A 13,186-nucleotide genomic window follows, 5' to 3' on the forward strand; every position below is an offset into this window, starting at 1 on the left:
TCTTACGCTTCTTCCTCAACTTTAACACGGATGGTAGCCATCACATCAGGATGGAGTTTGATTGGAACATTATAGTAACCCAAAGCAGATAGGTTATTCTCTAAGTCGATCTTGCGCTTATCCACTTTAAGACCATACTGTTTATTGAGTTCTTCAGCAATTTGTTTTGACGGGATGGTCCCAAATAAACGGCCATCTTCTCCAGTTTTAGCCTGAATGGTCACCACTGTCTCTTCCTTCTCAATCTGACCCTTTAATTCCTCAGCCTCGGCTAACTCTTCTGCTTCAATGCGTTTTTGGGCTTTTTGTTGACCCTTTAATTCGCTCATGGCATGAGAATCGGCAGCCTTTGCTAAACCATTCTTAATGAGATAGTTGGTTGCATACCCATCCGAAACGTTAATCACTTGCCCTTTTTTACCTTTTTTACGTACATCTTCCAATAAAATAACTTTCATTTATCCTTCATCCTCTCGTTTTTTGATGACTTGAATTAAGTCTTGATAGGCATCGGAAATCGTTTTGCCCTTGATTTGCGTCGCAGCGTTTGATAGGTGACCACCGCCACCTAAGGCTTCCATCAGGGTCTGAACATTGATATTTCCCAGACTCCGTGCGGATATTCCGATTTGATCGGGTGACCGCCGGTAGATAACAAAGGAGGCTTCAACTTGATCAATTCCTAACATCTCATCCGCTGTTTGCGCCGCCGTCATACTATCCAAGACTTGGTCTTCCTCACCCATGGTAATCGCATAGCCCTCGACTTCGATCTGCATTCGCTCAATTAAACGATTGCGCGCCGTAATGGTCGCCAAACTCTCTTTCAATAAATATTGAATTTCTAAAGTGTCGGCTCCTTGAGCTTTTAAGTAAGCAGCAGATTGAAAGGTCCGCGATCCTGTCCTTAATGAGAATTGGTTAGTATCCACAATGATCCCTGCTAATAAGGCGGTTGCCGTCATCTTATCTAGACTGGAATTGGTATCCTCGACAAATTGGAAATACTCAGTCAAAAGTTCTGCTGTCGATGAGGCAGAAGGTTCAATATAAGTCAGAACTGTTTGATTAGGGAATTCTTCCGACCGCCGGTGGTGGTCGATGACAATCTTATCATAAGGTTCCATAAAAGCTTGGGCCTCTGAAATCGATGGGCGATGGTGGTCAACCAGGATAAAGAGGGTCTTATCTTGTAAAAAGTCTTCGACCGTTTCATGCGTCAGGAAGAGGGCATCCCAATTATCTTGGAAATGGTCATTGCTCAATAATTCTTTAATATCATGGTTCAGCTCATTCGGTTCAATTAAAATTCGAGCCTCACGGTGGTAATTCTTCACGATCTGATAGACACCTAGTGCAGAACCCAAGGAGTCTGTATCAGGGAACCGGTGACCGGCAATTACCACATTATCAACTGGTTGAACGGCACTCTTGAGCGCTTTAAAGAACATCTTCGCCCGAATATCCGAGCGTTTCTCAGTCGTTGCAGACTTTCCACCATAGAAAGTCGCCTTCCCATTAATCGACCGGACAACGACCTGGTCCCCCCCGCGACCTAAGGCTAGGTCTAAATTGGCCTTCGCTTGCTTGTTAACAGCCAACATATCCTGCTTTATATCATCGACAAAGGCCAGAGCCAAGGCCATCGAAATGGGGATATTTTGATCATGATAGTGTTGGCGGATTTCATTGAAGCTCTTGAATTTCTCTTCTTCAAGTTTGGACAGGGCATGACGATTGAGCAGCAATAGGAAATGGTCTTCATCCGTCTGCTTCAAGAAAATGTGATAGTCGTCCGCCCAGCGGTTCAATTGGACAATTAAGTCTGATTCAAAGCGGGCACTTTCTTCATCATTCATGGCATAGAGCAAGTCATCATAATCCTCTAAGAACAAGTTTCCCATCACAACGGTCGTCTGCTGGGTCATCTGCTGCATGGCAATATCATGCGTAATATCATACAAGTAGAGAGCTCGGTATTGAGCCTGGTGTAAAAACCGGTAATAGCCTGAGTCTAAGCTGATTTCTTGCCACTGGTCTAAACTGGTCTGGTTGAACAAGGGAGCGAGCTTACTATCAATATTTTCAATTGTTTCTCCAATTAAATCTTTGCCCGCAAATAAATCTTGCATGGCTGGGTTGACCCAAGTCACCCGGTTCAACTGATCATATAAGAGAACGCCAATCGGTGCATGGTAGATCGCATACTCTTGAGCCAAGGCCACATTCTTAGACATTTGTCCCGCCATAATGGTCAAATCCCGTATAAAATGCCGGATATTAAAGCAGAAGAATAGAATAACGGCCACTAGCATTAAGATCAGGAGGCAGCCGATCCGCCATTCTAGCCAGAGGGCAATAATTGTAATGGTGGCATAAATCGCCAACAAACTATAAATTTGCCAAGAGATCTCTAAAGCATGAAAATTATGAAAAAACTCTTTTAATTTTCCTAAGTTAATCACGTTCCACCTCTTTTCTAATCCTTCCTATTTTACCATAAACGAGCCTGGTTAGCGAAGGTTAGCTGAACAATGTTTCACGTGAAACATCTTCCTACAAATTAAAAAGCCATCTCCTAAGAGACGGCCTAATGAATTAGTCTTGAACGGTAAATGGTAAGAGTGCCATCACACGTGCGCGCTTAATCGCAACAGTCAGTGTACGTTGGTGTTTTGCGCAAGTACCTGTTACACGGCGAGGTAAGATCTTACCTTTTTCTGAGATGAAACGTTTAAGTAAGTCTGTATCTTTATAGTCAATGTAATCAATGTGATTAGCACAGAAATAACATACTTTTCTTCTACGTCTTCCTCCTCGACGTTGTGCCATAATTATTCCTCCTTATCGATTAAAATGGTAAATCGTCTTCAGAAATATCCACTTTTTGACTATCAGCAAATGGGTTTGGACCCGATTGGCTGAAATTCTGGTTGAATCCGAAGTTCGAATCATTTTGTTGGGAAGAATCATGGTTGCTTTGGTAATTCCCTTGGTTATAGCCTTGGTAATTCCCTTGATTTGATGGTTGAGAGTCTTTAGGTCTTTGCTCGGTCACAGATCGAGGTTCTAATAAGTGGAAGTTATTGACAACCACTTCCGTAACATAAACACGTTGACCTTGCTGGTTCTCGTAGTTACGCGTTTGAATGCGTCCTTCTACACCAATTTGAGATCCTTTGCGTGTAAAGTTCGCTAAATTCTCTGCTGCCTTACGCCAAATCACACAATTAATAAAGTCCGCTTCGCGCTCACCCTGCTGGTTGGTAAAATTACGGTTCACAGCAAGTGTGAAGCTCCCTACAGCTGTTCCTGAAGAAGTGAATTTCAAATCGACTTCCTTAGTCAATCTCCCTACTAATTGCACTGTATTCATGATTCCTTCCTCCTATCAGTGTTTCACGTGAAACATTAATTAAGCTTCAACTTTAGTAATCATGTGGCGTAAAATATCACGATTGATTCGTGCTAGACGATCAAATTCGTTGATTCCGTCCGCATTCTCAGCGTTAAGCGTGATAAGGTGGTAAATCCCTTCACGATAATCGTTGATTTCGTATGCTAAACGTTTTTTCGCCCAGTCTTTAGACTCAACAATTTCCGTTCCTAAATCGGTCAAGATCTTGTCGAAACGCGCAATTAATTCTTGTTTCGCTTCATCATTGATATCAGGACGAATAATATAAAGAATTTCATATTTTGTTGAATTTTCCATGACTGCACCTCCTTTTGGTCTAATGGCTCAAATGAGCAAGGAGTAGTAGCTAGATAGCTAATAACTCACATTCAGAGATTCTACCATCCTTGCCAGCTATTTGCAAGTTTAATTCAGTAAGATAGTCGTTCTTTATCAACTATAAAGGACCATGGCTCAACTTATGGCAAATCAAAATGATGATTGGGGAGAAAAAAAACAAGAAGGCAGTCTCCAATGCTTAATTAAAGGGGACCGCCCTCCAAAGCAAAGCTTGAAGGGTGGTCCCCAGTCGTGAAACATTCGATGTCTTTCTTTTTTAAATGATGTCAGACCTTCACTGCAACCGTTCGACTAGAATTCTTCAGGGGATTCTGAATCTTCTTTTGCCCGGTCTAAGAGGTCTTGAATTTTTGCTTGGTCAAGGTCATCAGGATCTGCCACTTCATTTGCAGCTTGAGAACTATCATCGGATTCGAGACTTTCATCTTCTTCACTGACTGAATCCTCTTCGTCCGACGCTTCTTCCTCTTCTAAACCAGTCTGAATAACCACAACTTTATCGACCGTGGTTCCCTCATCTAAACGAATCACTTTGACACCTAGGGTATCGCGTGAAGAAGAGGAGATGGTTGCAGCGTGGATTCGGATCACAATGCCTTCATTCGTCATAATCAGGAGGTCATCGGCTTCGCTGACGGATGCTACCGCCACTAACTGGCCACTCTTAGCTGAAAGGTTGGCTGTTTTGACCCCTTTACCTCCCCGGTTGCGGATCGCATATTGGTCAATCACTGTTCGTTTGCCGTAGCCATTCTCAGTGACGACGAGGACTTGTTTATCCGCCTCGAGCAGAATGGCACCGATGACTGCATCCTCTTGCCGGAGGGTCATCCCTTTGACACCGGCTGCACTCCGACCAATCACCCGGATGTCTGCTTCATTGAAGCTGACCGCATAGCCCTGGCGTGAGGCAATCAGAATCTTTTGTTGCCCATCTGTCACCAAGACATTAATCAGTTCATCGCCTGGACGTAGGTTAATTGCAATTAACCCGTTGGTTCGAATGTTATCGTAGTCTTTGACAGCCGTTCGTTTGACAACTCCAAATTTGGTGACAAATGTCAAATAGCTCTCTTTGTCATCCTGAGGACGGCTATTGACAACTTCTTTGACAAACTCACCTTCATCGAGGTTCAAGAGATTGACAATCGGTAGCCCCTTGGAAGCTCGACCATATTGAGGGATGTCATAGCCCTTTGTCCGGTAGACCTTACCGAAATTGGTAAAGAAGAGCAAGCTGTCATGCGTTGAAGCTGAGACCAGACATTGGATGGAATCTTCATCTGCCAGTCCCATTCCTTTCACTCCTCGACCGCCACGATTTTGCACATGGAATTCATCTTCACCCATCCGCTTAATATAGCCTGTGCGTGTGAGGGCGAGAAGAATATCTTCTTCTTCAATCAGGTCTTCATCTTCAATATGGTTGATTTCACCGGATTGGATCTCCGTCCGGCGAGGATCATTAAAGCGTTTTTGAATATCTAGGAGCTCATCATAAATTAATTCATAAATCCGCTCTTGTGAACTAAGAATCGCTGTCAAACGGTCAATTAATTCACGTAAATTATTAAGTTCTGCCTTGATCTTATCCCGTTCAAGACCGGTCAACCGGATCATCCGCATGTCCAGAATAGCTTGAGCTTGCAGAGGTGTAAAATCATAACGATTCATCAGGCCATTTTTGGCAGTCTCTGGGTCTTTAGATGAACGAATCAAGCTAATAATTTCATCAATTACATCTAAGGCCTTCTGGAGTCCTTCTAGAATATGGGCACGCTCTTGGGCCTTCTTCTTTTCAAACTCGGTCCGGCGTGTAATGACATTTTCTTGATGTACGAGGTATTTTACAAGGATATCTTTGAGATTGAGGACCTTTGGAACCCCCCTATCAATCGCCAGCATATTAATACCGAAATTCGTCTGTAGGGCGGTCTGTTTGTACAAATTATTGAGGACCACTTGGGCGGAGATGTCACGTCGAACCTCGACAACAATCCGCATCCCGTCACGGTTGGATTCATCGGCAATATAGGTAATTCCTTCAATCCGCTTCTCCCGACCTAACTCAGCAATTCGCTCAACCAATTTGGCCTTATTGACGCCGTAAGGAATCTCAGTGACGACAATCCGTTCCCGTTCAAGGTTCTGACCGAAATGCTCGATCTCTACCTTGCCACGGACAATGATTTTACCTTTACCTGTCTTGTAGGCCTTGCGAATACCTGATCGGCCAACAATGATTCCCCCAGTAGGAAAATCAGGTCCCGGTATGGCCTTCATCAATTCTTCCACACTGATATCAGGATCCTTCATCAATAATTGCAGGGCATTAATCACTTCTTCCAGATTATGCTGGGGAATATTGGTGGTCATTCCCACAGCTATCCCAGAAGCCCCATTCACTAAGATATTGGGAAACCGGCTGGGCAGAACAACGGGTTCCTTTTCTTCTTGAGAATAATTATCTTGGAAATCAATCGTATCTTTGTTGATATCTCGAAGCATTTCCAGAGCAATCTTGGACATTCTTGCTTCAGTGTACCGCATAGCGGCCGCACCATCACCATCCACTGAACCGAAGTTACCATGGCCATCGACTAGTAACTGACGGTAAGAGAAAGGCTGCGCCATCCGTACCATGGCCTCATAGATCGCGGAGTCCCCATGGGGGTGATACTTACCCATGACATCTCCGACAATCCGTGCCGATTTTTTATGGGGCTTGTCTGGTGTCACACCGAGCTCATTCATCCCATAGAGAATTCGACGATGAACTGGCTTTAGACCGTCCCGCACATCCGGCAAGGCACGTGCTACAATGACCGACATCGCATAATCGAGGAAGGAGGTGCGCATCTCATCTGGCAAATTAATTTCTTCAAAAGTCTGCTGAGCTGTATCAAAATTTTCTTCAGTCATTTTGTTTCCTTTCTTTCTCCACTCAACCAGGGATCACTAGACATCTAGATTACGAACATATACAGCATTCTTCTCAATAAAATCTCGACGTGGCTCCACTTCTTCTCCCATCAACATTTCCATAATTCGATCGGCTTGTTCGGCATCTTCAATCTTCACACGTTGCATCCGCCGGTTGGCTGGATTCATAGTTGTTTCCCATAATTGGTCATGATTCATCTCACCAAGACCCTTATAACGCTGGAGAGAATACCGCGCATCAGGATTCTCAGCCTGCCAAGTCCGTAATTCCTCATCGGTATCAAGGTACCATTCCTTTTTACCTTGCTTAATCTTATAAAGAGGGGGCAAGGCAATATACACATAACCTGCTTCCAGAAGAGGGCGCATATAGCGGAAAATGAGCGTTAAGAGGAGGGTACGAATATGTGCCCCATCCACATCCGCATCCGTCATCAGAATGAGTTTATGGTAGCGGGCCTTCTTGACATCAAACTCTTCGCCAAAGCCCGTTCCCATAGCAGTAAAGAGGGACCGTATTTCCATATTATTTAAAATCCGATCCATCGAAGCCTTCTCGACATTCAAGATCTTACCACGAATTGGAAGGATTGCCTGGTACATCCGAGACCGGCCTTGCTTGGCTGATCCACCCGCTGAATCCCCTTCGACGATAAAGAGTTCACATTTCTCAGCTTCTTTAGAAGAACAATCGGCCAATTTCCCTGGCAAGTTGGCAATTTCCAGGCCGGATTTTTTCCGGGTCATCTCTCTGGCCCGTTTGGCTGCTCGACGAGCTTTAGCGGCTAAGATCCCTTTATCGACAATCGTCCGAGCCACTTTCGGATTCTCTAAGAGATAGGTCTCAAAGTGCTGGCTAAATAACCGGTCAGTCACCGTTCGCACTTCTGAATTCCCTAACTTGGTCTTTGTTTGCCCTTCAAATTGGGGGTCTGGATGCTTGACAGAGATAATCGCAGTCATGCCTTCACGGGTATCTTCACCCGTTAGATTTTCTTCATTCTCTTTGATCAGATTGGTTTTACGGGCATAATCGTTAATGACCCGGGTCAAAGCGGTCTTGAACCCAGATTCATGAGTTCCCCCTTCATGGGTATGAATATTATTGGCAAAGGAAGCAATGGTGGTATAGTAGGAATCCGTATACTGCAAGGAAATTTCCAAGGCTATGCCATCCATTTCACCTTCCAGGTAAATCGGTTCATCAAAGATGACCGTCTTATCTTCATTCAAATAGGTCACATAAGACTTAATACCACCTTCAAATTGGTAGGAATCTGCTACTTCGCGGTCTAATCGCTTGTCTTCTAAACTAATCTTGAGCCCCTTATTCAAGAAGGCGAGCTCTCGGATTCGTTCCTTGAGCGTTTGGTAATGATAATCGGTTGTTTCAGTAAAGATGGTTGGATCAGCGAAGAAGTTGACCTTGGTTCCAGTCTCAGACTGTTGGCCAACTACTTGTAACTCACTTAAAATCTTGCCACGTTCAAATTCAATGCGGTGGATCTGGCCATTACGAGCCACTTCAACTGACAACTGACTGGATAGGGCATTCACTACAGAAGCCCCCACACCATGGAGTCCACCTGATACCTTATAACCACCACCACCAAATTTACCCCCGGCATGCAGTACCGTATAGACGGTCTCGACTGCTGGTCGACCGGTCTTAGCCTGGATATCAACCGGAATCCCCCGGCCATTATCCGCAACCGTAATCGAACCATCTGCTTCAATGGTCACTTCAATATGGGTACAATAGCCTGCCAAGGCTTCGTCAATCGCATTATCGACAATCTCCCAGACAAGATGGTGGAGTCCTTCCTTTGAGGTTGAACCAATATACATACCGGGTCGCTTCCGGACCGCTTCAAGTCCTTCTAATACTTGAATTTGGTCTGCATTATACTGTTGATTTTGATTTGTATCTGCCATTATTTAATTGCTCCTTTACTTACGGTTCCTTGTTGTACCCATAATAATTCAGCGTGATCTAAATCTTTAATCTGGACTTGGTCAAGGGTGGCACTGGTTAGAATGGTCTGGACTTTATTTTCAATTTGATTCATCAAGATCAATTGCCGCTTAGAATCTAATTCAGAAAGCACGTCATCCAATAGCAATATTGGATAATCGCCTGTCAAGTCCTTCATGAGCTCTAACTCAGCTAGTTTAAGGCTGAGAATAATCGTCCGCTGTTGGCCCTGTGAAGCATAGTGAGCGGCGAGATTCTCATTCAAATAGAATAAGAGATCATCTCGGTGAGGGCCATAGAGGGTCACACCTTGGTCCAATTCTCTTGACTTCGCCTGGGCAAAGAGGGCCTCCAATTGGTCTTTAATGGTCTGATCTGCTTGATAGTCGAGGCGGGAAGAGGAAGCCTTATAGACAATTTCCAAATGGTCACGTTGATCAGATAATTGATGGTGGAGGCTTTGAGAGATAGATTGTAGCTTTTGAATAAAGGTCAGTCGGTATTTGATAATCGTGACCGCCTGGTCGATTAGCTGGTCTGTTAAGATCTCCAGATACAAGGGATCCAATTGCTGTTGATCACGACCTTGTTTCAAATAGGTATTGCGCTGTTTGAGTAGACGGTGGTAATCCAAGAGGGTCTGTAAATAAACAGGATGAATTTGACCCAACTCACTATCCAGGAAGCGACGGCGTAATTGCGGCGATCCCTTGATAAATTGCATATCCTCTGGTGCAAAGAGAATCACATTTAACCGGCCAATAAATTGGCTTAACTTGGCTTGGTCTAAATGGTTGTAGCGGGCAACTTTTCCCTTAGCAGTTAAGCGAATTTCCAAGGGAAAGGTCTGATTCTTACTGGTAATCTGACCAGCTACCTTAGCAAAGTCAGCTCCCCAACGAATGAGCTCTTGGTCACGGTTGGTACGATGACTTTTGGCCAGTGATAACAAAAAAATTGCCTCAAGGAGGTTGGTCTTTCCTTGGGCATTCTCTCCAGTGATTAGGGTCAATCCTGGATGTAATGTCAAATCAAGTGACGCATAATTTCTAAAATTTGTTAAATTGAGTTGATCAATCTGCATGGTGATTAAGCTTCTTGATCCTGTAGAATCACCTTTAATTGGTCCTCTACAAATTCAATTTGATCACCAGGATACAACTTTCGACCTCGTCGATCCTCGATCTCACCGTTAACACGGATGGTAAATTCACTCAAATACCACTTAGCCATCCCACCACTTGAAATAAGATTCACTAACTTTAGAACCTGTCCGAGCGTAATAAATGAATCTTCTAATACAATGATTTCTTCCTCCATCGAATCCCTCTCAGCCATTTATTTGATAGTTTAATTATAGTCTTAATTGGCCTAAAACTCAAATTTTTGGCGAAATAAGTCGATTTTAGCCTTATTTCCCCCTTATAAATACCCATGATCATCTGACTAGGTGATCTTGCTTATTTGCGAGATTTTACCCTTTATTTTAAGCCAACAAAAAAAGCCGAAAATTTTTCGGCTTTTATTATTAAATGATTAATGGGTGCGAACAGGAGTGAGTAATTGAATCAATTCATTATGTGGCACTTCACTCACTTCAAGACGGGATAAGAGCATAGGACGCACAGGTGAATTAAATTGTAGCCGAATTGAACAATCACCGAAAGATCGTAAGGCTTCTTTCATGTAATCAGGATTGAAGGAAATCTTAAGACCAGGTCCGGTCAAGGATTCATAGTCAATCATTTCAGCGACATTCCCAATTTCATTCCCTGTTACCGAAAGTTCAGCCTGGTTATTTTGTAAGTCTAATTGGACAATATTATTCTTACCCTCATGGGCCATTAGGGAAGCCCGTTCGATCGCTTGGAGGAAATCGAGCGAATTAACGACTAGGTCTGTCTCACTTGATTCAGGAATCAAACGATCTGTAGCAGGATAGTTTCCTTCTAAGAGCCGTGAATAAATTGTAATCGCGTCAAAATGGAAGATAATTTGTTGGTTTGACACGGTCAGGGTCAATTGAGCCTCATCAGGGACAATCCTTGACAATTCATTCATAGTCTTCTTAGGAATAGTCAAAGCTTGGAAGACTTTTTGTTGGTCTGATAATTCTAATGGAATTTGCCGTTGTGAGAGACGGTGACTGTCTGTTGCCACTGCATTAATATAACCCTCTTCAAGTGTTAAATGCAAACCTGTTAGGATGGGGCGAGATTCTTGGTTAGAAGCTGCAAAAATCGTTTGATTAATTAAATTCTTAAAGGCTAGGGTTGGAAGTTGAATCTCAGTGGTCGCATCAATTTCAGGTAATCGTGGATATTGGTTGCCATCCTTACCTGCAATTTGAAATTCGGCTTTAGCTGACCGGATGGTAGCAACATGTCGTTCATTAACAGAAACGGAAACTTCATCTGCGGGTAGTTTCTTGATGATGTCATTTAATAGACGAGCAGGTAAAACCACTTCGCCTTCTTCCTCAATCACTAAATCTGCCATCGAGTCATCTGCAGCAATCAGACTGAGGATTGAAATATCGGCATCACTCCCAATTAAGGTTAGACCCTCTGAATTAGCCGTTAATTTAATTCCATAGAGAATATCAATCGTGGTCTTAGTGGGAATCGCTCTTTGAACATGGTTGATTTGTTGCGTGAAGCTAGCACGGTTAATGGTGAATTTCATAGGGGAACTCCTTTATATAATTATTTTTTTAAATAAGTAATAATAGTAGGGCATGTGAATTCTGCCGATAAAGCGGTGAAAGGCGATCCTGTTGCGGTAATTACCTGTCGATAGGGTTGTTTATTACTTGTTGATCAATTCCTCTTTATCCACAAGGGGTTAAGTGAGGATTTTTTTGATGGCATTGATGGAATCCTGTAATTCAGGATCAGACTTACGATCAGCATGAATTTTCTCGTAGGCATGAATGACGGTTGTGTGATTCTTATTACCAAAGGCTTCTCCAATCTTAGGGAATGAGAGCTCAGTTAATTCGCGGACCAGATACATAGCGACTTGACGGGCATGGACGATTTCTTTATTGCGTTTCTTACCGATAATTTCCTTAACGGGAATCCCATAATATTGGCTGCACCGGTCCATAATCAAGTCCGGTGTCAGGGATTTTTCTTGGTCCTGACCGAAGATACTTGCCAGTGCTTCTGAGGCGAGGTTACTGGTAATTTCACGCCCTTCAATAGCGGCAAAGGCAATGACCCGCATTAAGGCTCCTTCCAATTCACGAATATTGGTATCCACATTATTGGCAATATAAGTTAAGGTCTCAGAATCAATATCGAGTCGGTCATTCGCTGCTTTCTTGCGTAGAATCGCAATTCGCGTCTCCAAATCAGGAGGAGTAATATCTGTTGATAAGCCCCATTTAAAGCGGGAAATCAACCGTTCTTCAAGATTATCAATATTATTGGGTAAACGATCAGAAGTTAGAACGATTTGTTTACTATTATTGTAGAGTTCGTTAAAGGTATGAAAGAATTCTTCCTGGGTAGCGTCTTTCTTGGAGAGAAATTGAATATCATCAATTAAGAGGACGTCGATCTCGCGATACATTTCACGGAATTGCTTTTGCGAACCATTCTGGATACTCGTTATAAAGTCATTTACAAAGGACTCACTGGTCGCATATTTAATCTTAGTTTGTGGGTTTTTGCGGTGGATTTCATTCCCAATTGCTTGCATCAAGTGGGTCTTACCCAAACCGACCCCACCATAGATCAGAAAAGGATTATAGGTCTTACCCGGACCGTCACTGACAGCCAAGGCGGCACCTGCTGCCATCTTATTGTCTTCTCCAATGACGAAATTATCAAATGTATAGGAAGGGTTGAGCCGTGAATCAGAGAACATGGGGACTTCTACCGGCTGGTCTTCATTGATGGCATTCTCATGAGAGGGGGCTTTAGTTTCCTTATAGATAATAAATTGGGGCTCGTATTCAACCCCATAGTGATCTCGACTATATTGCAGGATGAAATTTACCAGGTGGTTCTCCCAATACTTCTTGGTCATTGGGTTAGGAACTGCAATTGTGATCGATTGATTTCCAATCCGGGTCAACTTAGCAGGGGAGACCCAGGCATTAAAGGAGGAAATTGAAAGGATATCTTTTAAGTAATCTAAAGCACCTTGCCAGAAGAGGTCTTTTTCTTCCACATCTATCACCTCTTAAACATTATGCGCTTATTTGTTTTTATTGTATCATATCTAGACTTTTCCACAAGCAAAAATGGCAGACTTTACCTTATTGACATATCCACGACTCACTTATCAACAGGTGAATAAAAGTTGTGGATCTCTTGAAAGAATAGCTGTTATTAACTGGTAATTGTGGATAAAAGATAGGATTAAAACCAATCACTATCAAGCTTTATAGACCTTATCAACAATTTCTGTGGATAAGTTTTTAAAAGTTTCATTTCCAATCAATGAGTGGATAAAAAATAAATCCTGGGTGGATAAGGTTGGAAAAAAGCAATAAGAATCCA

11 protein-coding genes are annotated in these 13,186 nt (G+C 43.0%); all 11 read right to left on the reverse strand.

From position 1 onward, the window contains the following. Nucleotides 1–2 precede the first annotated feature (2 nt). The 11 genes from rplI to dnaA all read right to left on the reverse strand — a co-directional run bounded on the left by rplI (nt 3) and on the right by dnaA (nt 12,854). A complete protein-coding gene (gene rplI, locus HMPREF9708_RS03445; RefSeq protein WP_006308705.1) occupies nt 3–458 on the reverse strand; it encodes a 50S ribosomal protein L9 in 456 nt (151 codons plus the stop codon). Further along, nucleotides 459–2,465: a DHH family phosphoesterase gene (locus HMPREF9708_RS03450; protein WP_006308706.1), complete on the reverse strand. Its 2,007-nt coding sequence runs from the start codon at nt 2,463–2,465 to the stop codon at nt 459–461. It abuts the gene before it with no gap. 133 nt (nt 2,466–2,598) lie between these two features. Next, entirely contained in the window at nt 2,599–2,832 is a 234-nt protein-coding gene (rpsR, locus tag HMPREF9708_RS03455; protein ID WP_006308707.1) for a 30S ribosomal protein S18, read from the reverse strand. A 19-nt stretch (nt 2,833–2,851) separates the two neighbouring features. Further along, a complete protein-coding gene (gene ssb / locus HMPREF9708_RS03460) occupies nt 2,852–3,376 on the reverse strand; it encodes a single-stranded DNA-binding protein (protein WP_006308708.1) in 525 nt (174 codons plus the stop codon). A 39-nt stretch (nt 3,377–3,415) separates the two neighbouring features. Next, entirely contained in the window at nt 3,416–3,715 is a 300-nt protein-coding gene (gene rpsF / locus HMPREF9708_RS03465) for a 30S ribosomal protein S6 (RefSeq protein WP_006308709.1), read from the reverse strand. A 333-nt stretch (nt 3,716–4,048) separates the two neighbouring features. Beyond that, a complete protein-coding gene (gene gyrA, locus HMPREF9708_RS03470; RefSeq protein ID WP_006308710.1) occupies nt 4,049–6,679 on the reverse strand; it encodes a DNA gyrase subunit A in 2,631 nt (876 codons plus the stop codon). Between the two features lie 36 nt (nt 6,680–6,715). Continuing rightward, nucleotides 6,716–8,635, reverse strand: a complete 1,920-nt coding sequence (gene gyrB, locus HMPREF9708_RS03475) for a DNA topoisomerase (ATP-hydrolyzing) subunit B (protein ID WP_006308711.1) — start codon at nt 8,633–8,635, stop codon at nt 6,716–6,718. Next, nucleotides 8,635–9,759 (reverse strand): DNA replication/repair protein RecF, encoded by a 1,125-nt coding sequence (recF, locus tag HMPREF9708_RS03480; RefSeq protein WP_006308712.1) that lies wholly within the window; start codon nt 9,757–9,759, stop codon nt 8,635–8,637. The genes gyrB and recF overlap by 1 nt, the downstream gene beginning before the upstream one ends. Nucleotides 9,760–9,764: 5 nt before the next feature. Further along, entirely contained in the window at nt 9,765–9,995 is a 231-nt protein-coding gene (yaaA, locus tag HMPREF9708_RS03485; protein ID WP_006308713.1) for a S4 domain-containing protein YaaA, read from the reverse strand. Nucleotides 9,996–10,211: 216 nt separating this feature from the next. After that, entirely contained in the window at nt 10,212–11,360 is a 1,149-nt protein-coding gene (dnaN, locus tag HMPREF9708_RS03490; RefSeq protein ID WP_006308714.1) for a DNA polymerase III subunit beta, read from the reverse strand. Between the two features lie 159 nt (nt 11,361–11,519). After that, complete coding sequence (gene dnaA / locus HMPREF9708_RS03495; protein ID WP_006308715.1) at nt 11,520–12,854, reverse strand: chromosomal replication initiator protein DnaA; 1,335 nt, start codon at nt 12,852–12,854, stop codon at nt 11,520–11,522. Between the last annotated feature and the right edge of the window lie 332 nt (nt 12,855–13,186).

This window comes from Facklamia languida CCUG 37842, assembly GCF_000245795.1.
Taxonomy (GTDB): domain Bacteria; phylum Bacillota; class Bacilli; order Lactobacillales; family Aerococcaceae; genus Facklamia; species Facklamia languida.

What these genes read in the sequence shown, in the direction of transcription:
- recF (WP_006308712.1), bottom strand. Translation starts at nt 9,759, where the DNA reads ATGCAGATTGATCAACTCAATTTAACAAATTTTAGAAATTATGCGTCA.
- rpsF (WP_006308709.1), bottom strand. Translation starts at nt 3,715, where the DNA reads ATGGAAAATTCAACAAAATATGAAATTCTTTATATTATTCGTCCTGAT.
- rpsR (WP_006308707.1), bottom strand. Translation starts at nt 2,832, where the DNA reads ATGGCACAACGTCGAGGAGGAAGACGTAGAAGAAAAGTATGTTATTTC.
- ssb (WP_006308708.1), bottom strand. Translation starts at nt 3,376, where the DNA reads ATGAATACAGTGCAATTAGTAGGGAGATTGACTAAGGAAGTCGATTTG.
- yaaA (WP_006308713.1), bottom strand. Translation starts at nt 9,995, where the DNA reads ATGGAGGAAGAAATCATTGTATTAGAAGATTCATTTATTACGCTCGGA.
- rplI (WP_006308705.1), bottom strand. Translation starts at nt 458, where the DNA reads ATGAAAGTTATTTTATTGGAAGATGTACGTAAAAAAGGTAAAAAAGGG.
- gyrA (WP_006308710.1), bottom strand. Translation starts at nt 6,679, where the DNA reads ATGACTGAAGAAAATTTTGATACAGCTCAGCAGACTTTTGAAGAAATT.
- gyrB (WP_006308711.1), bottom strand. Translation starts at nt 8,635, where the DNA reads ATGGCAGATACAAATCAAAATCAACAGTATAATGCAGACCAAATTCAA.
- dnaN (WP_006308714.1), bottom strand. Translation starts at nt 11,360, where the DNA reads ATGAAATTCACCATTAACCGTGCTAGCTTCACGCAACAAATCAACCAT.